Raw genomic sequence first — 24,315 nt, forward strand, 5'->3', positions numbered from 1 at the left:
CACCGGGCTGGGGAAACCATCGGCGCCAGGTGACGGTCTCCGCAGCCGGCTACGGAGACGGACCCGAGGGCTACCGTAGGGACGATGTCCGCCTCCGAGTCTCCGCGCAGCCTCGCCGACGACCTGAGGGCCCGCAGCGACGAGGCCCTGGTCGTGCTGCTCCGCGCGCGACCCGACCTGGCGACGCCTCCACCTGCGGACGTCGGACAGCTCGCGTCGCGGGCCGCGTCGCGCCCGTCGGTCGGATGGGCGCTCGACCGGCTCGACACGGCGCACCTGTCGACGCTCGCGGCGATGGCGTACGCCCCCTCGCCCGTCGGGATCGACGACCTGACCTCCCTGGTCGACGCTCCGCCCGACCGCATCCGGGCGATCGTGGCCCGCCTGCACGCGAGCGCGCTGCTGTGGGGGCGTCCGGATGCGTGGCACGTCGTCCGCGAGGCCCGGGACGCCCTGCGCGCCTGGGGTCCCCGCGGCCCGTACGACGGCCCGCCCCCGCTGTCGACCCGCGAGGTCCCGGACCGCCGGCTGCGCAACGCCAGCGCCGGCACCGTGATGGAGGTGACCCAGCGGGTCGAGCAGGTGCTCACCGCGTGGGCGGACGAGCCGGTTCCCGTTCTCCGCTCCGGCGGGCGGGGGGTCCGCGACGTGCGCAACGCGGCCACCGCCCTCGGGATCGGGGCCGAGGAGGCCGAGTTCCTGCTCGAGGTCGCCGAGTCCGCGCGTCTGCTCGGGCGCGACGCGGACGACGTCGCCGGCGAGGTGTGGGTCCCGACCACGCTGTTCGACGCCTGGCTCGACGCGTCGGTCGGCAGACGTTGGCTCGACCTCGCCGACGCGTGGCTGCGGCGCGGTGGTGGCCGGGTCCGACGCCAGCTGCTGCGCGTGCTCGCGACCCTCGGCGGCGAGGCGTACACCGACCCCGACGAGGTCGTCGACGCGGTCGCCTGGCACCTTCCGCGTGCCGGGGAGGACCGCGACGCGCTCGTGCGCCGCACGCTGCGCGAGGCCACCTGGCTGGGCGTCGTCGCGCTCGACACGCTCACGCCGGCCGGTGCGGCGATGAGCCTTCCCGAGGCGGAGGAGACCCTGGAGGCGCTGCTCCCGGCCCCCGTCGACCACGTGCTGGTCCAGGCCGACCTGACGGCCGTCGCGCCCGGCCCGCTGACCCGCGACGTCGTCGACCGGCTCGCCCGGGTCGCCGACGTCGAGTCGCGCGGAGGCGCCACGGTCTTCCGGTTCACCGCCGACTCGATCCGCCGCGCGCTCGACGCCGGGTGGCCGGCCAGCGAGGTGCACGCGTTCCTCGGCTCGGTGTCGTCCACCCCGATCCCGCAGCCCCTCACGTACCTCGTCGACGACGTCGCTCGGCAGCACGGCCGGCTGCGGATCGGAGTGACCAGCACGTACGTGCGCAGCGACGATCCGGCCGAGATCGAGGCCCTCCTCGCCGACCCCGCGGTCGCCTCGGCGCTGCACCGCGTCTCCCCGACTGTCGCCGTGAGCCGGGTGGACGCCGAGGTGCTGACCCGCCGTCTCGCCGAGGCAGGCAAGCGCCCGGTGGCCGAGGACGCGGACGGAGGTCTGGTCCACCGGGGCAGCCGACGTCGGCGCGCGCGGGTCTCCGACGCCGACGTCACCCACCGCCCTCCGGACCCGGTCGCGGCGGTCCGGGCCGTACGCGCGGGCGAGGCGGCGGCCGCGTCGCGCCCCGGCGACGGCGGTGCGAGCGACGGCGCCCTCGCGACCATGGCACGGCTGCGCGAGGCCGCGGAGACGCAGGAGCGGATGTGGCTCGCTTACATGGACCAGGCCGGCACCAGGACCGAGCGGGTCGTCGAGCCGCTCCGGGTCGACGCCGGGTGGCTGACCGCCTTCGACCACCGCAGCGGAGCGGTCCAGCGCTTCGCCGTCCACCGGATCGTGCAGGTAGCGTCGGCCCCGTGACCGCCGTCGACGACCCCACCGCGCCCGAGTCGGCGCACCTGCCCGACCTGCCCGCGTCGAGCTACTACGTACGGCTCGACCAGGACGAGTTCGCCTCCACCGACGCCACGCAGAGCCCCTGGGACTTCAGTCACCAGCACGGCGGCCCTCCGGCCGCGCTGCTCGCCCGGTGCATCGCCGAGCGGACCGGCAGCGACCCGCTCGCGATCGGCAAGATCGACGTCGACTTCCTCGGCCCGATCCCGCAGGGACGCTGCCGGATCGAGGTCGAGGAGCTGCGCGGGGGCCGACGCGTCCGGCAGGTCGCGGCGCGCCTGCTCGCCGAGGGCCGGACGGCCGTCGCCGCCCGCGCCTGGCTGATCTCGACCGAGGACGGGCGCGCTGCGGAGTCCGGGCGCCCGTTCGCGCCGCCGCCGCTGCCCGAGGCCCACGTCCAGTTCTACTTCCCCCGGCTCGACCCGTCGTGGGGGTACGGACGGTCGATCGAGTGGCGCTACGTGGACCGGCCCATGGCCGACGACGCGCCGCTGGACACCGGTGACGTCACCACGCGGCTGTGGGGGCGCGTCCGTGTCCCGCTCGTCCACGACGAGCCGACCGCGGACCTCGAGCGGATGCTGGTGCTCGCCGACTCCACGAACGGGATCAGCGGCACGCTGCCGATGGACGCGTGGCTGTTCGTCCCGCCGGGCCTGGGGGTGGTCGCCCAGCGCGCCCCTCGCGGACCGTGGATCTACCTCGAGGCCCGCTCGCACACCTGGACCCGCGGGACCGGGGTGGCGCACGCGACGATCGCCGACGCCGACGGACTGTGCGGGTACGCCACGCAGGCGCTGCTGGTGGCGCCGCGCTGATCGCAGCAGTCCAGCCCTGGCGGGGTGGCGGGCGTCGCCGGACAAGGAATCACCCCCGCCGGCCAATGGGGGGACGTCCAGCGGGGGTGATGAGGGGTGGTAACGAGCACTGGGCTGGCTACCACTGACAGTCTAGTCAGGCGCGCGGTACGACCCAAGGTGATCCGTGCCTCTTACCCGACGGGTGCTCGCCGAGCTCCGGTCGCTACCATCCTGCGGTGGATTTCGTCAGCCATGCCGAGCGCGCCTCCGCGCTGGTCAACGCCCCCCTCGAGACCTCCGCGGCACTTCGCGAGCACGTCGCGGACCGCGCGTGGCTGCATCCGCGGATCACCGAACGCGACGCTCCGGCTCTGGCGCGCTTCCAACGGCGTCTGAGGCCCGTCTTCGACCACGCCGACGCCGGCCTGCCCACCGAGTCGGTGGGGACCCTCAACTCGCTCCTCCACACGCACCGGATCACGCCGATGATCGTCGCTGCCGACGGCGACCGGTGGCAGCTGCACGTCGCCGACCGGGCCGCGAGCGTCGCCGACCTGCTGGTCGCGGAGTCGCTGATGGGCCTGTCCGTGCTGGTCTGCGACCACGGGCCCGACCGCCTCGGCGTCTGCGCGGCCGACGGGTGCGCCAACACCTACATCGACCTCTCCCCGAACCGCTCGCGCCGCTACTGCTCCGAGAGGTGCGCGTCCCGCGCGAACGTCGCCGCGTACCGCGCGCGCCGGCGTACGCGTGAGCGGGGGTAGGGTCTCGATCGCTCGCTGCGCTCGCGCCTCGACCAGCGGGAAGGGAAGCGCTCGCGCCTCGACCAGCGGGAAGGGAAGCGCTCGCGCCTCGACCAGCGGGAAGGAAGCGCTCGCGCCTCGACCAGCGGGAAGGGAAGCGCTCGCGCCTCGACCAGCGGGAAGGGAAGCGCTCGCGCCTCGACCAGCGGGAAGGGCAGCGCTCGCGCCTCGACCAGCGGGAAGGGCAGCGCTCGCGCCTCGACCAGCCGAGAGGGGCCCGTAGGATGAACGGATGGGTTCCGAGACAAGGGCGTGGTGAATGACTGACGGGCCGCTGATCGTCCAGTCCGACAAGACGCTGCTGCTCGAGGTCGACCACGACGACGCCGCCGCGTGCCGGCGCGCGATCGCACCGTTCGCCGAGCTGGAGCGTTCGCCCGAGCACATCCACACCTACCGCATCACGCCGCTCGGTCTCTGGAACGCCCGCGCGGCCGGCCACGACGCCGAGCAGGTCGTCGATGCACTGATGGACTACTCGCGTTACCCGGTGCCGCACGCCCTGCTCGTCGACGTGGCCGAGACGATGGCGCGGTACGGGCGGCTGCGGATCGAGGCGCACCCGGTGCACGGCCTCGTCCTCGTCACCACCGACCGTCCGGTGCTCGAGGAGGTGATCCGCTCCAAGCGGATCAAGGGGATGCTCGGCAACCGGATCGACGACGACACCGTGGTCGTCCACCCGTCCGAGCGGGGCGCCCTGAAGCAGGCACTCCTCAAGGTCGGCTGGCCGGCGGAGGACCTGGCCGGATACGTCGACGGAGAGGCGCACCCGATCGCGCTGGCCGACGGCGACTGGCACCTGCGCCCGTACCAGTCCGAGGCCGTCGAGTCGTTCTGGCACGGCGGCTCGGGCGTCGTCGTGCTGCCCTGCGGCGCCGGCAAGACGCTCGTCGGGGCCGGCGCCATGGCGCAGGCGCAGTCGACCACCCTCATCCTCGTCACCAACACCGTCTCCGCGCGGCAGTGGAAGGAGGAGCTCGTCCGGCGCACGACGCTGACCGAGGACGAGATCGGCGAGTACTCCGGCGCGCGCAAGGAGATCCGCCCGGTCACGATCGCGACCTACCAGGTGATGACGACCCGCCGGAAGGGCGTCTACCCGCACCTCGAGCTGTTCGACGCGCGGGACTGGGGCCTGATCGTGTACGACGAGGTGCACCTGCTGCCCGCCCCGATCTTCCGGATGACGGCCGACCTCCAGGCGCGGCGCCGGATCGGCCTGACCGCGACCCTGGTCCGCGAGGACGGACACGAGGGCGACGTGTTCAGCCTGATCGGCCCGAAGCGCTACGACGCCCCGTGGAAGGACATCGAGGCGCAGGGCTACATCGCGCCGGCCGACTGCGTCGAGGTCCGCGTGACGCTGAGCGACTCCGAGCGGATCGTGTACGCGACGGCGGAGGCCGACGTCCGCTACCGTCTGGCCGCTTCCACCGACGCCAAGTCCGAGGTGGTCGAGCGGATCGTGCGCGACCACGCCGGCGAGCCGACCCTGGTGATCGGCCAGTACATCGACCAGCTCGACGAGCTCGCCGAGAAGCTCGGAGCACCGGTGATCAAGGGCGAGACGACCGTGCGCGAACGCGAGGCCCTGTTCGCGGCGTTCCGCGCCGGGGAGATCGACCTCCTGGTGGTCTCGAAGGTCGCGAACTTCTCCGTCGACCTGCCCGAGGCGACGGTCGCGATCCAGGTGTCGGGCTCGTTCGGCTCGCGGCAGGAGGAGGCCCAGCGGCTCGGCCGGCTGCTCCGACCCAAGGGCGACGGTCGTACGGCACGGTTCTACGCCGTCGTCGCGCGCGACACCGTCGACGCCGAGTTCGCGCAGCACCGGCAGCGGTTCCTCGCCGAGCAGGGGTACGCGTACCGCATCGTCGACGCCGCCGACGTCTAGGGCGGGCGCGGAGAGGAGACCCACGATGGCCGACCGGGCCGTACGGGTGGTGGTGTCGGGGCACGTCCAGGGCGTGTTCTTCCGCGACTCGTGCCGCCGCGCCGCGCTCGAAGCCGGGGTTCGCGGGTGGGTCCGCAACCGCGACGACGGCGCCGTGGAGGCGGTCTTCGCCGGACCACCGGACGCCGTCGACGCACTCGTCGCGTGGGCACGCGTCGGTCCACCCCGAGCGCGGGTCGACGACGTGGCCGTGGCACGGGCCGACGACCCCGGGGGCACCGGCTTCGACGTCGTGGGCTGACGCCTCGCGCCTCCACCGCACACGCACCACGGGCCCCGTCTCGGAATTCCTGGTACACCGTGCGCGTACGGTGTGCCAGGAATCTCGAGCTCCACCGATGACTTCGAGGGTCCTGTCACGTCCACCTCGCGCCGAGGATGCGACCGCCGACACACCGAGACCGTGGAGCTGGGGAACGTGGAGCTGGGAAACGTGGAGCTGGAGCGCAGGATCCGGGCGGCGATCACGCCGATGACCGACGCCGGGGAACCGCCCGGCGTGGCCTGGAGCGTGTCGCGCGGAGACGAGACCGCGGTGGGCGCCGTCGGTGTGACCGGCCCGCGGGACGAACGACCGGTGACGCCCGAGACCGTCTTCCGGATCTCGTCGACGACCAAGCCCGTGGTCGCCACGGCTGCGCTCGCCCTGCTCGACGACGGGACCCTCGGCCTCGACGACCCGGTCGAACGCTGGCTGCCGGAGCTCGCCGACCGGACCGTGCTGCGTGATCCTGCCGGCCCGCTCGACGAGGTCGTGCCGGCGCACCGCCCGGTGACGGTCCGCGACGTGCTGGACTTCCGGCTGGGGATCGGGCTCGACTTCGCCGGACCGTGGCCCGGCCCGGTGCTCCAGGCTCTCGCCGACGCCGGGCTGGGCGCCGGGCCACCGGCGCCGCAGAGCAACCCGGACCCCGACACCTGGATCCGTACGGTCGCCTCCGTCCCGTGGTCGCACCAGCCGGGCGCACGCTGGCTCTACCACGTCGGTGCCGAGGTGCTCGGCGTCCTGATCGCGCGGGCGGCGGGTGCTCCGCTGCCGGAGGTCCTCGCCGACAGGGTCGTCGCGCCGCTCGGCATGGCCGGCACCGGGTTCGGGATCCGGCCGGACCAGGCCGGCCGGCTGGGCCCGCTGTGGTTGCCGGGCACCGGCGAGCTCGGAGCGTACGACCCGGCGGACGGGCAGTGGTCGCGGCCGCCGCGCTTCCCGAACGGCGGCGACGGCCTGGTGTCGACGGTCGAGGACCTGCACGCGTTCGGCGCGATGCTGCTCCGCGGCGGCACGGCGACGGACGGGACGCGGGTGATCGCGAAGGAGACGATCGCCGCTGCCACGCAGGCCCGGGTGAGCACCGGCGACGGCTCCGCCTGGGGGCTGGGACTCGGCGTCCTCACCGCCGATGCCGCCGACGGACGTCGCGCCGGGACGTACGGCTGGGACGGCGGGCTCGGATCGTCGCTGTGGATCGACCCCGCGTCCGACGTGGTCGCGGTGCTGCTCACCAACCAGATGTGGCCGTCGCCCCAGCCGCCCGCGGTGTTCGAGGCGTTCTGGCGTGCCGTCTGGGCGGCAGACTGACTGGCGCGCAGGGTCAGCCGCGGTGCAGCCAGGCGTCGATCTCGGGCGGCAGCAGGGCCGCGACCCGCACGGAGTAGGCGGCCAGCTCGTCGGGAGACAGCGCCTCCGCGCCGGCGCCCGACGAACCCCGCCGGAAGAAGGCCGCGTGGTCCCTGAGGACGCCGAGGCGATCCGGCACGACCGTCGAGGCCTGCTTGCGCATCGCGGCCAGCGACGCGGCCGCGACCAGGTCCGGCCACCGGTGCTCGTGCACCTCGACGGCGAGGCGACGGGCGATCCGCCGCATCTGCTGCTCGAGGTCGGCGCGCAGATCGGCGTAGTGCACGAGCAGCACGTCTCCCTCCTCACCTGGACCGGCGGCTCCGCCCTCCGAGCGGCCCCACGCGTCCTCGACGTGGTGCAGCACGCCGCGCAGCCCGTCCATCGACTCGGTCGGTGACGCGTCGGAAGCGATCCAGCGCAGCAGCCACGCGTGCAGGTCCGGCCGAGGCCGCGGTGCGTCTCCGTCCGGCACGGGGCCAGGCTCGCCGGCCAGGGCGCGCAACCGCACCCGATCGATGTTCGCCCCCTGGTGGAACAGCGAGACCGCCATGTCGAGCGGGTGTCGCGCCACCACCACGTACGTCACGCCGTCGACGATCGGCACGCCGTCCAGCGGGGTGTGGGTCTTGACGAAGCGGCGGTGGGGCTGCGCGTCGAGGCGAGCGACCACGTCCTCGATCGGCTCCACGTTCCAGTCGATCCAGGGAGAGATCTCCGACAGCGGGGCGTACGGCTCCACCTCGTCGAGCAGCAGCAGCGAGACGATCCGCTGCATCCACGTGGTCCCGGACTTCGACCGTGTGCTGATGACGACGTCGCCGGGGCGCAGCGTGAACGCGTCCCAGCGTGCGCTGTCCTCGTCCGGCGAGCGGTAGCGGATCGGGTCGGGCACGCTGTGATGCTAGTCGGCCGGTCGACCGATGAGTTCACCCTCACCGGTCGGTCGTCACCTACCACCGGCAGGAGGACCCGTGACCGACCCCATCGACCTTGCTCCGGCCACCACCGACGTGGCCGCGCTCGTACGCGGCGTGAGCGATGCCGACCTCGACCGGCGCACACCGTGCGGCTGGGACGTCGCCACGCTGCTCGCGCACCTGGACGGTCTGAGTCGGGCGTTCACCCTGGCGGCAGCGAAGTCCGACGACCCCGCGCTCTCGCGGCCGCCGGACCCGACGCGCGACCAGCTCGACCCCGAGTGGCGGACCCGTCTCCCGGACCACCTGGGAGCGCTCGCCGACGCCTGGCGCGACGACGCCGCCTGGAGCGGCGCCACCCGCGTCGGCGGGGTGGACCTGCCGGGTGACGTCGCCGGTCTCGTCGCGCTGCAGGAGCTGGTGATCCACGGCTGGGACCTCGCCCGCTCCACGGACCAGGCCTACGAGCCGGCGCCCGAGAGCCTCGGCGTCGTGCACGCCCTGGTGCTCGACGCCGCCGAGCCCGGCAAGGAGGCGGAGCGCGCTGGACTGTTCGGACCGCCGGTCCCGGTGCCCCCCGACGCGCCGGTGCTCGACCGGGTCGTCGGGCTCGCGGGGCGGTCCCCCTCCTGGCCCGGGTGACGCGTCTGGGTCGCTCGCTCCGCTCGCGCCTCGCCCCTGCCGAAGCGATGTTCCGGCGACGGAACGTTCTGCGGCGTTCACCGACTCGCAATAATGTGGCACGATGCACCCCCTGCTCCGGTTCGAGCTCGGGAAGCGCTGGGCCGAACCACACCGTGCGCACCACGGCATGGACCACCTCATCGAGGTGCTCCGTGCCGTCGACGTGCTCGCCGGCGACGGGGTGCAGTTCGACCACGAGCTGGTCGAGGACGCGGCCTGGTTCCACGACGCGATCTACGACGTGCACCGCGCCGACAGCGTCGAGCGGTCCGCAGACCTCGCTCAGCGGATGCTCGATGCGCCGCAGGGCGACGAGGTCGCCCGGCTCGTGCTCGCCACCCGGGACCACCTCCCGGCCCGGCTCGACGAGGCAGTCCTGTGCGACGCGGACCTGTGGGTCCTCGGGGCGGACCACGACCGCTACGACGCGTACGCACGCGACATCCGCGCCGAGAACTCCCACCTCCCGGAAGCCTCGTACAAGCGGATCCGTGCGCGGGTGCTGACCCGCTACCTCACCCGTGGCGGGATCTTCAGCACCGAGCCGGCGCGGCTGCGCTGGGAGCAGGCGGCCTGCGACAACCTGGTTCGGGAGCTGTCCGTCCTGGGCGTGCCCGTCCCGGTGTGATCGACGATCTGGCGACCGCGGTTGCCCGGCGCACCTAGGCTGGACGCCGTGACCGAGTACCTCCTGGAGGCGCGGGCGCGAGTGCTGCACGACCTCGAGGCCCGCCGCATGGCCGACGCCTCTGCCGTCTCGGCACTCGAGGACTCGCTCAGCCAACGCGGCTGGTGGGTGTCGCAGTGGCCGGACGGCGCGCCGTTCGTCGTCGGCCTGGTCGCCCAGGACGTCCAGGACGCCCTGCTCGACGCCGGCGGCCGCTGGCCGACGTGCGACTCCTGCCCGCAGTCGGCCGAGCACACCCTCGGGATCGAGCCGGAGCTGGGCGAGGACCCCCACTGGGTGTGCTCGGAGTCGGGGATGACCGTCGGCCCGCTGGGGGCACTGAGCCCGGACGGGACCCGCCACGGCTGAGCGGGCGCTCCCGCCCCCGATTCGTCGAGTTCCGGTCAGAGCCCTGGGCCAGGAAACCTCCGCAGCTCGACAGATCGCGGACGGGTCACCGCCGCGCGCGCCGGACCGCCCTCCAGACGATCACGAAGGCGACCAGGCCCGCGACGATCCGCGGACCGTACCGCCGCAGCACGACGGGGAGGACGGTCCCGGCGAGGTCGACCTCGGCGGGTGCCGCCACCCGACCGGGCGACGCCGTCGCGCCCGACGACGCCGCACCGGCGGACGCCGGACCACCGTACGGCGGCGACGGCGCCCCCACCGTCCCCGCCGTACGGGTGCTCTCGTCAGCCGCGGCCGGTGCGTCCGGCCCCTCGGCAGGCTCTGCCGCGTGGCGTCCGGGCATCGCCGTGGCCGCGACCTCGGGCTCGTCCTGCGTCCCTGGTGCGTCCGCGCCCTCGGCCGCATCGCCGGCGCGCTCGTCGGCACTCTGGTCGGCGCCGGTCGCCGTCAGCCGGTCGCTGATGCAGTCGACGAACTGGCCCAGCAGCTTGTCGCTGACGTCCTGCATCACCCCGCGCCCGAACTGCGCAGGCTTCCCGGTGATCGCGAGGTCGGTCGACACCTCGACCCGGGTCCCGTCGCCGTCGGGCTCCATCACGGCCCTGACCGTCGCGCCGGCGGTCCCCTGGCCGCGCTTGTCCTTGCCCTTCGCCTCGATCACCACACGGCGCGCGGACTCGTTCCGCTCGACGTACTCGCCGCTGCCGTTGTAGACCAGCGAGATCGGGCCCAGCTTCACCTTGATGCTGCCGGTGAAGGTGGACTCGTCGGTGACCTCGACGGTTGCTCCGGGCATGCACGGCGCGATCGACTCGAGATCGTTGAACGCCGCCCACGTGGTCTCGATCGGGGCCGGGACGGTGAACGAGTGCGAGAGCTCCATCAGGCGCCCGCCGCCTTCAGCACCGCCCGTCGGGTGAGGACCCCGGCGAGGTGGCGCCGGTAGTCGGCCGAGCCGTTCAGGTCGTCGGGAGGCGACGTGCCCTCGGCGACCCCGGCGACCGCCGCCGCGACCGCGGCCTCGTCGAGCGCGACGCCCCGCAGCGCGTCCTCGGTCGCGCGGGCCCGGACGGCGGTCGAGCCCATGTTCGTCAGCCCGATCCGGGCGTCGGCGATCGTGCCGCCCTCCACCTGGACCGTCGCTGCGACCGCGACGATCGACCACTGCTGCGCGACCCGGACGAACTTCTCGTACGCCGCGCCCCATCCCGTGTGCTTCGGCACCCGCACGGAGGTGAGCACCTCGTCCTCGCCGATCGCGGTCGTGAAGTAGTCGAGGAAGAAGTCGTCGGCCGCGACCGTCCGGGCGCCGTTCGGCCCGACGATCTCGAACGACGCGTCGAGCGCCCACGCCGGGGCCGGCAGGTCGCCGGCAGGATCGGCGTGCGCGAGCGCACCGCCGAACGTGCCCCGGTGGCGCACCTGCGGGTCTGCGACCGTCGCCGTGGCCTCCGCCAGCAGCGCCGCGTGCTCGCGTACGAGGGCGTTCGAGGCGACCTCGTGGTGCGGCGTCATCGCACCGATCACCAGCGCGTCCCCGTCCTCGCGGACACCACGCAGGTCGGGGATCCGCCCCAGGTCGACCAGCAGCTCGGGTCCGGCGAGCCGGAGCTTGAGGACCGGGATCAGGCTCTGGCCCCCCGCCACGATCTTCACGTCGTCCGCGCCGCTGGACAGCAGCCGGACGGCCTCCTCGACGGTGTCGGGTGCCTCGTAGTCGAAAGCTGTCGGAATCACTGCTCGTCCCCCTCGTCCGAACCCGTCTGGACCGCGCCGGTCGACGCGACGTCGCGCTGCGCGACCTCGGGACTGTTGACCGTCGGCGCTGCCGCCTCGGCCCCCCGGCCCTTGTCCGCCCCCTGCAGCGCCGCCCACACCTTCGCGGGCGAGCATGGCATCACGATGTCATCGACTCCGAGATGCCGCACGGCGTCGATCACGCCGTTCACGATCGCGGGGGTCGACGCGATCGTGCCGGCCTCGCCCACGCCCTTCACCCCGAGGGCGTTCGTCGAGGACGGCGTCTCCGTCCGGTCCGTCACGAACGACGGCACGTCTGCCGCGCTCGGGACCAGGTAGTCGACGAACGACCCGGTGACCAGCGTCCCCGACTCGTCGTGCACCGCCTCCTCGAACAGCGCCTGCGCGATGCCCTGGACGAGACCTCCGTGCACCTGCCCCTCGACGATCAGCGGATTGATCACGTGGCCGATGTCGTCGACGCAGACGTACTTCCGTAGCGTCACCTGTCCGGTCTCGGTGTCCACCTCCATCGCAGCGAGGTGCGTGCCGTGCGGGAACGAGAAGTTCTCCGGGTCGTAGGTCGCGTCCGAGTCGAGGCTGGCCTCCACGCCGTCGGGGAGGTTGTGCGCCGCGAAGACGGCGAGCGCGACCTCTCCGAGCGCCATCGAGGTGTCCGTGCCCCGGACCTTGAAGGTCCCCTCGGTGAACTCGAGGTCGTCCTCGCTCGCCTCCATCAGGTGGGCCGCGATCACCCGGGCCTTCTCGATCACCTTGTCGGCGGCGGCGACGACGGCCATGCCGCCGACGGCCAGCGAGCGCGAGCCGTACGTGTCGAGGCCGCGCTGCGCGATCGCGGTGTCGCCGTGCAGCACCTCGACGTTCTCGAACGGGACGCCCAGCCGGTCGGCGACGATCTGACTCCACGCCGTCTCGTGGCCCTGCCCGTGCGGGCTCGCTCCGGTGACGACCTCGACGTTGCCGGTCGGCAGCATCCGCACCTGCGCGTACTCCCAGCCGCCCGCGCCGTAGTCGAGCGACCCGAGCACCCGCGAGGGTGCCAGACCGCACATCTCGGTGAACGTCGAGACGCCGATCCCGAGCTGGACGCGGTCGCCGGACTCGCGGCGGCGGCGCTGCTCCTCGCGGAGCTCGTCGTACCCGAACAGCTCCATCGCCTTCGCGGTCGCGGCCTCGTAGTTGCCCGAGTCGTACTCCAATCCGCACACCGTGGTGAACGGGAACTCCTCGTGGCCGATCCAGTTCTTGCGCCGCAGCTCGAGCGGATCCATGTCGAGCTCGGCGGCGAGGTCGTCCATCAGCCGCTCGATCGCGAACGTCGCCTCCGGGCGGCCGGCCCCGCGGTACGCGTCGGTCCACGCCTTGTTCGTGAAGAGGTTCTGGCACTCGAACCGGTAGGCGGGGAACTTGTAGATCGCCGGGAACATGAACGCCCCGAGGATCGGGACTCCCGAGGTGACGAGCCCGAGGTAGGCGCCCATGTCGGCGAGCAGCGAGACCTTGAGGCCGGTGACGACCCCGTCCTTCGTCGCCGACAGGCTGAGCCTCTGCACCTGGCCGCGGCCGTGGTGCGCGGCCATCAGCGACTCCGAGCGGGTCTCGGTGTACTTGCAGGGCTTGCCGAGCTTGCGGGCCGCGATCATGGTGACGACCTCCTCGGGCGTCACCTGCAGCTTGCCGCCGAACCCGCCGCCGACGTCCGGCGCGATCACCCGCACCTTCGACTCGGGGATGCTGAGCGTCAGCGACAGCATGAGACGCAGGATGTGCGGCACCTGCGTCGCCGACCACATCACCACCTGCTCACCGGTCGGGTCCACGACGGTGGACCGCGGCTCCATGAAGGCCGGCATCAGCCGCGGCTGGTAGTACGTGCGGTCGATCCGGACCTCGGCGTCGGCGAGCGCCTGCTCGACGTCCCCGCCCGTCTCGGCCTCGCCGGAGTCGAACACCCAGAACGCCGACTTGTTCGTGCCCAGGTCCGGGTGGGCGAGCACCTCGTCCGTCGCGGCCTCCTCGAGGTCCGTCACGACCGGCAGGTCCTCGTACTCGACGTCGACGAGCGCCGCCGCATCCTGCGCATCGGCTGCCGAGCGGGCCACCACGCACGCGACGATCTCGCCGGCGAACGCCACGTGGTCGGTGGCGATCGACGGGTGGTGGGGCGACTTCTGGTCGGGCGTGATCGGCCAGGCGTTCGGGAGGGTGCCGCAGTTCTCGGCGGCGTCTGCCCCGGTGATCACCGTGACGACGCCGGAGGACTGCTTGGCCGCGTCCACGTCCAGGGACGTGATCCGCGCGTGCGCGAACGGGCTGCGGACCATCGCCAGGTAGAGCATCCCGGGCAGCGTCATGTTGTCGGTGTAGCGGGTCCGCCCGGTGATGAGGCGCTGGTCTTCCTTGCGCTTGCGGGGCGATCCGATCTCCGTGACGGTCATGCCACACCTGCCTCGCTCGAGGCGCCCGACCTCGTGCCGTCGGCGGACATCTCCTTGGCGGCGGCCTGCACGGCCTTGACGATGTTCTGGTAGCCGGTGCACCGGCAGAGGTTGCCTTCGAGGTTCTCTCGGACCGTCTGCTCGTCCGCCTCACCGAACTCGTTGACGACGTCGATCGACTGCATGATCATCCCCGGCGTGCAGAAGCCGCACTGCAGCGCGTGGGCCTCGTGGAAGGCCTTCTGCATCGGGTGCAGGTCGTCGCCGTCGGCGAGGCCCTCGACCGTACGGACCTCGTGGCCGTCGGCCTGGACGGCGAACATCGTGCAGGACTTCACGCTGCGACCGTCGAGATGGACGGTGCAGGCTCCGCAGTTGGTGGTGTCGCACCCGATCACCGTGCCGGTCTTGCCGAGCCGCTCGCGCAGGTACTGCACGAGGAGCATCCGAGGCTCGACCTGGTCGGTGTAGGCGACGTCATCGACGGTGACGGTGACGGACTTCATGGACGGTGCTGGCATGGTGACGCTCCCACTCGTCTCGAGGGTTTGTCCCATCGTTCTACACCTGTGTGATGTGCGCCACAGGCCGAATGCAGAATGCCCGTTCACCTGCCGACCGGTCGAACGGCCAGCGCCTCAGGCGTGCTCCTCATGATGGATGCGGCCGTCGAGCTCGCTCAGCCGCTCACCCTGGCCGCCCCACCGCAGCGCGATGATCTCCGCGGCGATCGACACCGCGGTCTCCTCGGGCGTACGGGCGCCCAGGTCGAGCCCGATCGGGCTCGACAGCCGCCCGATCTCCTCGTCGGTCATGCCCGCCTCGCGCAACCGCGCCAGGCGGTCGTCGTGCGTGCGTCGCGAGCCCATCGCGCCGACGAACGCCGGCGCGGGGTCGAGTCGCAGAGCCCGCTCGAGCACGGGCACGTCGAACTTCGGGTCGTGGGTGAGCACGCAGATCACGGTCCGGTCGTCGAGCGCGCCCGCCTCGGCCTGCTTGTCGAGGTACTTGTGCGGCCAGGAGACCACGACCTCGTCGGCGTCCGGGAACCGCGCGGGCGTCGCGAAGACCGGCCGCGCGTCGCACACCGTCACGCGGTAGCCGAGGAAGGTGCCCTGCCGCGCCACGGCCGAGGCGAAGTCGATCGCTCCGAACACGAGCATCCGCGGCTTCGGAGCGAACGACGACACGAAGACCCGCATCCCCTCGCCGCGGCGCTCGCCCTGCGGCCCGTACGTGAGCGTGGCCGTCCGACCGCTCGCGAGGAGACCCTGCACGTCGTCCGCGACGGCGTCGTCGGCCCGCGCCAGGCCGAGCGAGCCGGTGTGTCCGTCCGGCCGCACCACGAGCCGCTTCCCGACCCAGGCGGCGTCCGGGTGCTCGATCACGGTCGCGACCGCGACCGGGCGCTCGGCCTCGATGTCGCCGACGACCTCGGCCAGCTCGGGGAAGGTCTCCTGCGAGACCGGCTCCACGAACACGTCGAGGATGCCGCCGCAGGTCAGCCCGACAGCGAAGGCGTCGTCGTCGCTGACGCCGTAGCGCTGCAGCGTCGCACCGCCGGACCCGACCACCTCCTGGGCCAGCTCGTACACCGCGCCCTCGACGCACCCACCGGACACCGACCCGTACGCGCTCCCGTCCGGTGCGACGACCATCGACGCGCCCGCGGGACGCGGGGCGGACCGGAACGTCTGGACCACGGTGCCGAGGCCGGCGGTCTCGCCGGCCTTCCAGGTCTCCAGCAGCTCGTCGAGCACCTCGCGCATGTGACCCAGCCTACGTCGCGCACGACGACGCCGATCGACGATGCATCCGCCCACGGGCCGGTCCGTCTGCATCGACGTTCGTCCAGGTGGGGGCGATGGGACGGTCAGGCCTCGGCGACGCGGTCGAGGACCTCCTGGAACGCCGCGAGCGAGTGGCCGGCGACGAGCGCGTCGAGGTGCGGGTACGCGGCGGCGATCCCGCCCTGCACGGGCGCGTACCCCGGCCGGCCGCTGTGCGGGTTCGCCCAGACCACACGGTGCGCGAGCCGCTGCAGCCGCGCGACCTGCTCCCCGAGCAGCGCCGGGTCGCCGCGCTCCCAGCCGTCGGAGGCGATCACGACGACCGCACCCCTCGCCGTACCGCGCTGGCCCCACCGGTCGTTGAACGCCTGGAGCACCTCGCCCAGCCGCGTCCCGCCGGACCAGTCCGGCACGGTCTGGCCGGCGACGTCGAGCGCCTGGTCCGGATCCCGCAACCGCAGCGCCGGCGTCACCCGGGTCAGCCGGGTGCCGAGGGTGAAGACCTCCACGCGCCGCGGCGACGCCCGCACCACCCGGTGCGCGAGACGCAGCAGGCTGTCGGCGTACGCACTCATCGAGCCCGAGACGTCGATCAGCAGCACGATCCGCCGCTCACGCGTCCCGCGTCGGCGGTAGCGCATCGGCCCGGGCTCGCCCGCTCGACGCAGCTGGTCGCGGAGCGTACGGCCGGGGTCGAGGTCGCCGCGGCGGTGCGGGGTCCGGCGCGGGCTGCGTCGCCGCGGAACCCCGACCCGAAGTCCGGCGAACATCCGCGCGAGCGCGACGCGTTCGGCGCTCGACATCGTCGCGACGTCGCGGTGCCGCAGCGTCTCCGTCCCGCTCGCGATCATGGCGACCTGCTGATCGTCGGTGTCCCCCGCCGCACCGCCGGACTCGCCGTCGTCGAGCGCGGCCTGCACCACGGTCCGCGGCGGCTCGTCACGTCGGCGGCGCAGCACCGGCTCCTCGGGCGTGAACCACGACGCGAACGTGTGGTCGTACGCCGCAAGGTCGTCCGGGCCCGAGCACAGCGTCGCGCGGCCGGCCCAGTACGTCGCCTGCCGATCGGCGACCCCGACCCGGGTGACCGCGTCGACGAACGTCTGGGTGCGGTCCGCGGTGACGTCGAGGCCGGCCGCACGCAGCGCGTGGGCGAACCCGACGAAGACTTCGACGTCCGCCATCGCCCTCCTTCGCCGTTCGGCCCGTCCGACCGGCTACGACGCGAGCAGCGAGTCGAGAGCCAGCCGGACGCGCTCGGTGTCCTCGCGGTACTTGCACACCGCCCCCACGGTCGCGGCAGCCGTCGCGAGGTCCAGCTCGTCACGCCCGAGGCGCTCCAGCGCCCGGGTCCAGTCGAGCGTCTCGGCGACCCCCGGCGGCTTCAGCAGATCGCCGCGGTCGCGCAGCTGCTGCACCACCGTGACCACCTGCTCCGCCATCCGGTCGGAGACCTCCGGCATCCGCGACCGCACGATCTCGACCTCACGGGTCAGGTCGGGATGGTCGATCCAGTGGTAGAGGCAGCGACGCTTCAGCGCGTCGTGCAGCTCGCGGGTGCGGTTCGAGGTGAGGATGACCACCGGCGGCTGCGCCGCGCGGATCGTCCCGAGCTCGGGGATCGTCACCTGGTTGGTCGAGAGCACCTCGAGCAGGAACGCCTCGAACTCGTCGTCGGCCCGGTCGATCTCGTCCACCAGCAGCACCACCGGTGCCTCCCGCAGTGCCCGCAGGATCGGCCGCGCCAGCAGGAACCGCTCGTCGAACAGCGTCTGCTCGACCTCCTCGACCGCAAGATCGCTCGCACCGTCGACCCGCGCAGTCGCCTCGACCGCGCGCAGGTGCAGGATCTGCCGGGAGAAGTCCCAGTCGTACAGCGCCTGCGACGCGTCGATCCCCTCGTAGCACTGGAGCCGGATCAGCGGCAGCCCGTACGCGGCAGCGAGCGCCTCGGCGAGCGCGGTCTTGCCGGTGCCCGGCTCGCCCTCGAGCAGCAGCGGCCGCTGCATCACCAGGGACAGGTACGCGATCGTCGCGAGGCCGTCGTCGGCGAGGTAGCCGGTGCCCGCGAGGGCGCGGGCGAGGTCGTCGCTGCTGGCTGGCTGGTCCACGCGGCCCACCCTAGTCCGCACGCCCCGCGTGGGCGTGCGGCGTCGCGCTCAGGTGCCGACGTCGTCGAGGCGGTCCACGTCCTGCCCGGTCGCGAGGTCGCCGCACTCCACGGCCGCGGCGCCGTGGTCGGCGAGATAGCGTCGCGCGCCTTCGTCGCCCGACAGCGACGCCGCCATCGCCGGCCAGTGCGACCGCCCGACCAGCACCGGGTGCCCCGGGCGGCCGGCGTACGTCGCCCGGGCGAGCGCATCGGGAGCAGCGGTCGTGAGGAGCCGGGCGACGACGTCCGGGCCGACGTCCGGGAGGTCGACCAGCGAGACGAGGCAGGCGTCGGCACCGGTCGTGCCGTCGTCGAGCGCCCGCAGGCCCGTGCGCAGCGACGCCCCCATGCCGACGGACCAGTCGGCCGCCTCGACGATCCGTACGTCCGCGTCCGCCAGCAGCGGGCGTACGGCGTCGGCTGACGCCCCGAGCACGACCACGACCTCCTCGCAGCCGCCGCCGCGCAGCACGTCGACGCCGCGGCGGACCCACGGCGTCCCGTCCGCGGCTCGGACGAGCGCCTTCGGTCGGCCCATCCGCCGACCCGCGCCGGCGGCGAGCAGCACGCCGACCGCACGCACCTGTCGGGTCATGCCCATGATCGTGCCACGGCCCACCGGTGGTGCCTGCGCGGCGCAGGTGTCGCACACTGATCGGGTGACCGAACGACCCGACCCCGCCGAGGTGCTCGCCCACCTCGACCCCGACCTGGTCGCCGCCGACCTCGCGGCGCTGGTCGCGCTCGCGCCCGTCGACGGGACCCCCGGCGAGGTGGCCGCGAGCCACTGGTGCGCCGACCGTCTCACAGAGCTGGGCGCAGCCGTCGACCACTGGGAGGTGGACCTGCCCGAGGTGCGCCAGGAGCCCGACTTCCCCGGCATGGAGGTCGAACGTGCCGAGGCGTGGGGCACCGTCGGTGTGCTGGGCCCGACCGAGACCATCCCCGCGCTGGCGCTCAACGGGCACGTCGACGTCGTGCCGCCCGGTGACCATGCCCTGTGGGCCGACCACGACCCGTTCACGCTCCGCGAGCACGACGGGCGGTGGTACGGACGCGGGACCTGCGACATGCTCGGCGGCGTCGCCGCGATCCTCGGCGCGGCGCACGCGATCCGTGCGTCCGGGATCGACCTCCAGCGGGGGCTCGCCCTGCACACCGTCACCGGCGAGGAGGACGGTGGCCTCGGGACGTACGCGACCCTCCGTCGCGGCCACACCGCCGACGCGTGCGTGATCGCGGAGCCGACAGCGGACAAGGTCGTCACCGACAACGCCGGCTCGCTGACGTTCCGTCTCGTCGTGCGGGGGCGCGCCACGCACGGCTCGATGCGCACGAGCGGGATCAGCGCGCTGGACGCTCTCGACGTCGTGCGGGACGCTCTGCGCGACCTGGAGACGAAGCGCAACGCCGAGATCCCCGACCGGTTCGCGCACCTGATGCTGCCGTGGCCGCTCTCGATCGGAACGATCTACGCCGGCGACTGGGCGAGCACCGTGCCCGACCTCTGCATCGTGGAGGGGCGGTACGGCGTGCGGCCGGGCGAGTCGGTCGCGTCCGCGCGAGCCGAGCTGGTCGCGGCCGTGAACGCCGCGTGCTTCGAGGACCTCTGGTTGCGCGACCACCCGGTCGAGGTCACCTGGCCCGGCGGCGTGTTCGCGCCCGGCCGGCTGCCCGACGACCACGCGCTGCTCGAGGTCGTGCAGGACGCTGCCGTCGCCGCCGGCGCACCCCACCCACCGGCGGTCGGGGCGCCGTACGGGTCTGACCTGCGGCTCTACAGCGCCACGGGCGTCCCGACCGTCCAGTACGGGCCGGGCGACATCCTGCACGCGCACGCGGTCAACGAGTCGGTCGCGATCGACGAGGTGATGCGCTGCGCCGGCGCGTACGTGCTGACCGCGCTCGCCCACTGCACGTAGCGTCGGCCGGTCTGCGCAGGGCTGGGCGCCCTGACGCTGTGCCGGGTCAGGAGGCGCCGCTCAGCGCTCGCCCTTGCGGCGGCCGAGCATCCGGCGGACCCGGGCCTCGTCCTGCCCGAGCACCTTGGCCATGATCTGGACACGGAAGAACCAGATCACGGCGAGCACGACGACGATCAGGAGCAGGTACTTCATGGCTCCACCCTACGGGGCGAGGTTAGCCTCGTGGGGTGGACCGTCGACGGATCGCGCTGCTCGCGGCCGCGAGCCTGCTCGTGGCCGTGCCGACGAGCGCGGAGGCACGCCCGGTCGCGGGCGGCGGCGTGGACCCCGACGCGCGCGCCGGACCGCTCGCCGGACGGGTGATCGTGATCGACCCCGGCCACCAGCTCGGCAACGCGCGCCACCCGGCCCAGATCAACCAGCTCGTCCCCGCCGGAGGGTTTCGCAAGGCCTGCAACACCACCGGGACAGCCACGAACGCAGGTTGGCCCGAGGCGACGTTCGTGTTCCGGGTCGCGAAGCGGCTGCGCGCTCGGCTGCGCGACCTGGGCGCACGCGTCGTGATGACCCGAACCCGCAACAGCCTGAAGCTGTGGGGTCCGTGCGTCGACGTCCGGGGCAAGCTCGGCAACCGCGGCTTCCGCGGCCGTGCACGCCCGGCCGACGCCAAGGTCAGCATCCACGCCGACGGGTCGACGAGCGGCGGACGCGGGTTCCACGTGATCGTCTCGACCAAGCGGCACCGTGCCTCCGGCACCGTCGGGTTCGGACGTGACGTCCGGCGGGCGCTGGCGCAGCGCGGGTTCCGGAAGGCGAACTACATCGCGGGCGGGGACGGCTTCGACATCAGGGGCGACCTCGCGACCCTCAACCTCAGCCGGATCCCGACCGTCATGGTCGAGCTCGGCAACATGCGCAACCGCCGCGAGGCGAAGGTGATGCACAGCAAGCGTGGCCAGAAGCGGTACGCCCGTGCCCTCGCCGCCGGCGTCCGACGGTCGCTGCTGGGCTGAGGCGGCTTCGGGCTGTCGGCCGTACGGCGAGGCTCGCGCGGCGCCCGCGCAGCGCGACGACGTGGAGGGTCGTTCTCATTCTCGCGCACACCGTGCGCGCACGGTGTGCGCGAGAATGAGCCGACGGCGGCCACAACCGTGTGGGACTACCTCCGGCCACGACCGTCGGCGGGACGACGAGGCGACGGTCGCAGGCGGCCTCGTGACCCGCGCGCGCCGAGCGACGCACCTACGCTCGGTCTGTGCAGCTCCAGACTCGGGCGACCAAGGACCTCGGTGGCTCCGCGCTGCGCCAGATCCGCGCATTCCTCGTCCGCAGCTTCGACGGCGATCTCGGCGCCGAGGACTGGGAGCACACCCTCGGTGGCACCCACGTGCTCGCGTACCGCTCGGGCGTGCTCCTCGGGCACGCGTCCGTCGTCACCCGGACGCTCTGGATCGGCACCCGCTCGTACGCCACCGGGTACGTCGAGGGTGTGGCGGTGGCGGCGACGCGGCGCCGGCGCGGCCTCGGGACCGCACTCATGGGCGAGGTCGCCCGCCTGATCGAGGACGGCTACGACCTCGGCGCGCTCGCGTCGACCGATCTGGCTCTGCCGTTCTACGGCGCCGCCGGGTGGATCCCGTGGCGCGGGCCGACGTCCGTGGTGCGGCCCGACGGCTCGGCGGTGCGGACGCCGGAGGACGACGGGTCGGTGTTCGTCCTGCCCTGTGGCCACGTCCTGGACGCGAGCGCGCCCATCAGCTGCGACTGGCGTCGCGGTGACGTGTGGTGAGCCCGGCCGCCATCGCGTCGGCGACCTCGGCGGCGGCGGCCGCGCTCTCGCCGCGCAGCCCCTCCACGACGCCGCGACGGTCTGCTTCGGAGCGGTTCTGACTCAGCTTCGCCTTCGCCTCGACGGCGTCGACCTGGATCTCGACCCCGACGATCGCCCGCAGCTGCTGGTCGACGAACGCGTCCGGCGCGTCGGTCACGTCCCACACGGGCGTACGGGTGCTCTCGTGGTGCCGGGTGAGCCGCGTGACGGCGTCGCGGACCCAGTCGGGGTCGTCGTGGACCCTCACGGTGCCGCGCAGGTGGACGGCCGAGTAGTTCCAGGTCGGGACCACGCGGCCGTGCTCGCGCTTCGTCGCATACCAGGACGGCGACACGTACGCCTGAGGACCGTTCACGACCATCAGCGCCGCGGCGTCGTCCACGATCGTGCGCCAGTGCGCGTTGGCCCTCGCCATGTGGGCGACGACCCGGGACTCCTCACGCAGCCACAGCACCGGCAGCAGCGTCGACTGCGGACGACCGTCCGCGTCGACGGTGACCAGGTCCCCGGCGCCCACGGCCGCGACCAGGGCATCGATCTCGGCCGCATCGTCCAGCGCGTTCGGGCGGGGCACGTACATGCGACCACGGTACGCGGCGGGACGGACGGGGCAGGGCCGGCAGGGGAGGGCCGGACGCGACGGAGCCCCGTCGATCCGTGAGGACCGGCGGGGCTCCGTGCTGCGAGCGTGCGCTCGGGTTCCGATCAGGCGATCAGAAGCCCATGCCGCCCATGTCGCCCATGCCGCCGTCCGGCATCGCCGGAGCAGCCTTCTCGGGCTTGTCGGCGACGACGGCCTCGGTGGTGAGGAACAGCGCCGCGATCGACGCGGCGTTCTGCAGCGCCGAGCGGGTCACCTTGGCCGGGTCGAGGATGCCCTCGGCGATCAGGTCGACGTACTCGCCGGTGGCCGCGTTGAGACCGTGGCCGGCCGCGAGACCGGACACCTTCTCCGCCACGACGCCGCCCTCGAGGCCCGCGTTGACCGCGATCTGCTTCAGCGGGGCCGAGGCCGCCGCCTTCACGATCTGGGCACCGGTGGCCTCGTCGCCCTCGAGCTCCAGCTTCTCGAACGCCGCGGCGGTCGCCTGGACGAGCGCCACGCCGCCACCGGCGACGATGCCCTCCTCGACGGCGGCCTTCGCGTTGCGAACGGCGTCCTCGATGCGGTGCTTGCGCTCCTTGAGCTCGACCTCGGTGGCCGCGCCGACCTTGATGACGGCCACGCCGCCGGCCAGCTTGGCGAGGCGCTCCTGGAGCTTCTCGCGGTCGTAGTCCGAGTCGGAGTTCTCGATCTCGGCACGGATCTGGTTGACGCGACCGGCGATCTGGTCGTCCGAGCCGGCGCCGTCGACGATCGTGGTCTCGTCCTTGGTCACGACGACCTTGCGGGCCGTGCCGAGCAGCGACAGGTCGGCGTTCTCGAGCTTGAGACCGACCTCCTCGCTGATCACCTCGCCACCGGTGAGGATGGCGATGTCGGCCAGCATGGCCTTGCGGCGGTCACCGAAGCCCGGAGCCTTGACGGCGACGGACTTGAACGTGCCCTTGACCTTGTTGACGACCAGGGTGGCCAGCGCCTCGCCCTCGATGTCCTCGGCGATGATCAGCAGCGGCTTGCCCGACTGCATGACCTTCTCCAGGACCGGGACCATGTCCTTCACGCTGGAGATCTTGGAGTTGACGATGAGGATGTAGGGATCCTCGAGCACCGCCTCCATGCGCTCCGGGTCGGTGTAGAAGTACTGCGAGATGTAGCCCTTGTCGAAGCGCATGCCCTCGGTGAGCTCGAGCTCGAGCCCGAAGGTGTTGCTCTCCTCGACGGTGATGACGCCTTCCTTGCCGACCTTGTCCATCGCCTCGGCGATGATCTCGCCGACGCCGGTGTCAGCAGCGGAGATCGCGGCCGTCGAAGCAATCTGCTCCTTGGTCTCGATGTCCTTGGCCATCCCGAGCAGCTGACCGCTGATCGCCTCGACGGCCTGCTCGATGCCGCGCTTCAGCGCGATCGGGTTGGCGCCGGCGGCGACGTTGCGCAGGCCCTCACGGACCAGCGCCTGCGCCAGGACGGTCGCCGTGGTCGTGCCGTCGCCCGCGACGTCGTCGGTCTTCTTCGCGACCTCCTTGACGAGCTCGGCACCGATCTTCTCGTACGGGTCCTCGAGCTCGATCTCCTTGGCGATGCTCACGCCGTCGTTGGTGATCGTGGGGGCGCCCCACTTCTTCTCGAGCACGACGTTGCGGCCCTTGGGGCCGAGGGTCACCTTGACGGCGTCGGCGAGGGTGTTCATCCCGCGCTCGAGGCCGCGCCGGGCTTCCTCGTTGAATGCAATGGTCTTCGGCATGTCTCCCGCGATTCCTCCGCGTAGAGGTGGATGGGCCAGGCGATGCCCGCGACGGACGGCCCGCGTCCGCGACGATCCCTTCTCGCCGCGACCTTCGAGCCTCATCGGTCTGACCCGATTCGTACCTAGCACTCGTACGAGACGAGTGCTAAGTCCAGTTTTAGCACTCGGACCTGACGAGTGCAAAGGTGGGCCGTCCGGGTTTGACCCGGCACGCCTCGCCTTCCTAGGGTGCC

The 24,315-nt window shown here is 72.9% G+C and carries 24 protein-coding genes; 12 read left to right on the top strand and 12 right to left on the bottom strand.

Translation table 11 applies throughout. The annotated features are described in order from the left end of the window. The first annotated feature begins 84 nt into the window (after window positions 1–84). The 6 genes from CLV56_RS05965 to CLV56_RS05990 all read left to right on the top strand — a co-directional run bounded on the left by CLV56_RS05965 (window position 85) and on the right by CLV56_RS05990 (window position 7,116). Window positions 85–1,947: a helicase-associated domain-containing protein gene (locus CLV56_RS05965; protein ID WP_039340938.1), complete on the top strand. Its 1,863-nt coding sequence runs from the start codon at window positions 85–87 to the stop codon at window positions 1,945–1,947. Then, window positions 1,944–2,801 (top strand): thioesterase family protein, encoded by an 858-nt coding sequence (locus CLV56_RS05970; protein WP_211287988.1) that lies wholly within the window; start codon window positions 1,944–1,946, stop codon window positions 2,799–2,801. Before CLV56_RS05965 ends, CLV56_RS05970 begins: the two co-directional genes overlap by 4 nt. A gap of 218 nt (window positions 2,802–3,019) precedes the next feature. Then, complete coding sequence (locus CLV56_RS21215) at window positions 3,020–3,547, top strand: CGNR zinc finger domain-containing protein (RefSeq protein WP_039340935.1); 528 nt, start codon at window positions 3,020–3,022, stop codon at window positions 3,545–3,547. A 298-nt stretch (window positions 3,548–3,845) separates the two neighbouring features. Continuing rightward, window positions 3,846–5,480 carry a DNA repair helicase XPB gene (locus tag CLV56_RS05980; protein ID WP_039340932.1) on the top strand — a complete coding sequence of 545 codons (1,635 nt, stop codon included), beginning with the start codon at window positions 3,846–3,848 and terminating at the stop codon, window positions 5,478–5,480. Between the two features lie 25 nt (window positions 5,481–5,505). Continuing rightward, the gene (locus tag CLV56_RS05985) at window positions 5,506–5,781 is read left to right on the top strand and encodes an acylphosphatase (protein WP_039340929.1); all 276 of its coding nucleotides are present in this window, start codon (window positions 5,506–5,508) and stop codon (window positions 5,779–5,781) included. Window positions 5,782–5,958: 177 nt separating this feature from the next. After that, window positions 5,959–7,116, top strand: a complete 1,158-nt coding sequence (locus CLV56_RS05990; RefSeq protein ID WP_157805079.1) for a serine hydrolase domain-containing protein — start codon at window positions 5,959–5,961, stop codon at window positions 7,114–7,116. 13 nt (window positions 7,117–7,129) lie between these two features. On the opposite strand, the gene CLV56_RS05995 is transcribed toward CLV56_RS05990, so the two are convergent. Further along, on the bottom strand, window positions 7,130–8,050 hold the full coding sequence (locus CLV56_RS05995) for a sulfotransferase domain-containing protein (protein WP_039340926.1): 921 nt from the start codon (window positions 8,048–8,050) through the stop codon (window positions 7,130–7,132). Between the two features lie 79 nt (window positions 8,051–8,129). Between CLV56_RS05995 and CLV56_RS06000 the strand changes: the two genes are divergently transcribed. The 3 genes from CLV56_RS06000 (at window position 8,130) to CLV56_RS06010 (ending at window position 9,795) form a co-directional block, all read left to right on the top strand. Further along, window positions 8,130–8,717: a TIGR03086 family metal-binding protein gene (locus CLV56_RS06000; RefSeq protein WP_039340924.1), complete on the top strand. Its 588-nt coding sequence runs from the start codon at window positions 8,130–8,132 to the stop codon at window positions 8,715–8,717. Between the two features lie 103 nt (window positions 8,718–8,820). After that, window positions 8,821–9,387 carry an HD domain-containing protein gene (locus tag CLV56_RS06005; protein WP_039340920.1) on the top strand — a complete coding sequence of 189 codons (567 nt, stop codon included), beginning with the start codon at window positions 8,821–8,823 and terminating at the stop codon, window positions 9,385–9,387. Between the two features lie 48 nt (window positions 9,388–9,435). Next, a complete protein-coding gene (locus CLV56_RS06010) occupies window positions 9,436–9,795 on the top strand; it encodes a hypothetical protein (RefSeq protein ID WP_211287989.1) in 360 nt (119 codons plus the stop codon). 85 nt (window positions 9,796–9,880) lie between these two features. Here the strand turns inward: CLV56_RS06010 and CLV56_RS06015 are convergent, their stop codons facing one another. From CLV56_RS06015 to CLV56_RS06050, 8 genes are all read right to left on the bottom strand, one after another. After that, entirely contained in the window at window positions 9,881–10,720 is an 840-nt protein-coding gene (locus tag CLV56_RS06015; RefSeq protein WP_039340917.1) for an SRPBCC family protein, read from the bottom strand. Continuing rightward, window positions 10,720–11,574, bottom strand: coding sequence for an FAD binding domain-containing protein (locus CLV56_RS06020; protein ID WP_039340916.1), 855 nt, complete (start codon window positions 11,572–11,574; stop codon window positions 10,720–10,722). The genes CLV56_RS06015 and CLV56_RS06020 overlap by 1 nt, the downstream gene beginning before the upstream one ends. Continuing rightward, window positions 11,571–14,036, bottom strand: a complete 2,466-nt coding sequence (locus CLV56_RS06025; protein ID WP_100414539.1) for a xanthine dehydrogenase family protein molybdopterin-binding subunit — start codon at window positions 14,034–14,036, stop codon at window positions 11,571–11,573. The genes CLV56_RS06020 and CLV56_RS06025 overlap by 4 nt, the downstream gene beginning before the upstream one ends. Next, window positions 14,033–14,557: a (2Fe-2S)-binding protein gene (locus tag CLV56_RS06030; RefSeq protein WP_281254193.1), complete on the bottom strand. Its 525-nt coding sequence runs from the start codon at window positions 14,555–14,557 to the stop codon at window positions 14,033–14,035. Before CLV56_RS06030 ends, CLV56_RS06025 begins: the two co-directional genes overlap by 4 nt. 117 nt (window positions 14,558–14,674) lie before the next feature. Then, on the bottom strand, window positions 14,675–15,805 hold the full coding sequence (locus CLV56_RS06035) for an XdhC family protein (protein WP_039340911.1): 1,131 nt from the start codon (window positions 15,803–15,805) through the stop codon (window positions 14,675–14,677). Window positions 15,806–15,909: 104 nt separating this feature from the next. Further along, window positions 15,910–17,010: a vWA domain-containing protein gene (locus CLV56_RS06040; protein ID WP_039340909.1), complete on the bottom strand. Its 1,101-nt coding sequence runs from the start codon at window positions 17,008–17,010 to the stop codon at window positions 15,910–15,912. Between the two features lie 33 nt (window positions 17,011–17,043). Further along, window positions 17,044–17,937 (bottom strand): AAA family ATPase, encoded by an 894-nt coding sequence (locus tag CLV56_RS06045; protein WP_039340907.1) that lies wholly within the window; start codon window positions 17,935–17,937, stop codon window positions 17,044–17,046. A gap of 48 nt (window positions 17,938–17,985) precedes the next feature. Next, window positions 17,986–18,573, bottom strand: coding sequence for a nucleotidyltransferase family protein (locus CLV56_RS06050; protein ID WP_039341100.1), 588 nt, complete (start codon window positions 18,571–18,573; stop codon window positions 17,986–17,988). 64 nt (window positions 18,574–18,637) lie between these two features. On the opposite strand from CLV56_RS06050, the gene CLV56_RS06055 reads away from it, so the two are divergent. Beyond that, on the top strand, window positions 18,638–19,900 hold the full coding sequence (locus CLV56_RS06055) for an ArgE/DapE family deacylase (RefSeq protein ID WP_039341098.1): 1,263 nt from the start codon (window positions 18,638–18,640) through the stop codon (window positions 19,898–19,900). Window positions 19,901–19,960: 60 nt separating this feature from the next. Here the strand turns inward: CLV56_RS06055 and CLV56_RS21355 are convergent, their stop codons facing one another. After that, a complete protein-coding gene (locus CLV56_RS21355) occupies window positions 19,961–20,095 on the bottom strand; it encodes a hypothetical protein (RefSeq protein ID WP_281254194.1) in 135 nt (44 codons plus the stop codon). A 35-nt stretch (window positions 20,096–20,130) separates the two neighbouring features. On the opposite strand from CLV56_RS21355, the gene CLV56_RS06060 reads away from it, so the two are divergent. Both CLV56_RS06060 and CLV56_RS06065 read left to right on the top strand, forming a co-directional pair. Further along, a complete protein-coding gene (locus CLV56_RS06060; RefSeq protein ID WP_039340904.1) occupies window positions 20,131–20,916 on the top strand; it encodes an N-acetylmuramoyl-L-alanine amidase in 786 nt (261 codons plus the stop codon). A gap of 242 nt (window positions 20,917–21,158) precedes the next feature. Then, on the top strand, window positions 21,159–21,692 hold the full coding sequence (locus CLV56_RS06065) for a GNAT family N-acetyltransferase (protein WP_039340901.1): 534 nt from the start codon (window positions 21,159–21,161) through the stop codon (window positions 21,690–21,692). On the opposite strand, the gene CLV56_RS06070 is transcribed toward CLV56_RS06065, so the two are convergent. Next, window positions 21,658–22,314 (bottom strand): FMN-binding negative transcriptional regulator, encoded by a 657-nt coding sequence (locus CLV56_RS06070; RefSeq protein ID WP_039340898.1) that lies wholly within the window; start codon window positions 22,312–22,314, stop codon window positions 21,658–21,660. The two genes, CLV56_RS06065 and CLV56_RS06070, sit on opposite strands and share 35 nt — an antisense overlap. Window positions 22,315–22,447: 133 nt before the next feature. Beyond that, complete coding sequence (gene groL, locus CLV56_RS06075) at window positions 22,448–24,079, bottom strand: chaperonin GroEL (RefSeq protein ID WP_039340895.1); 1,632 nt, start codon at window positions 24,077–24,079, stop codon at window positions 22,448–22,450. Window positions 24,080–24,315 lie beyond the last annotated feature (236 nt).

The sequence above is a fragment of the Mumia flava genome (genome assembly GCF_002797495.1).
Lineage (GTDB): Bacteria > Actinomycetota > Actinomycetes > Propionibacteriales > Nocardioidaceae > Mumia > Mumia flava.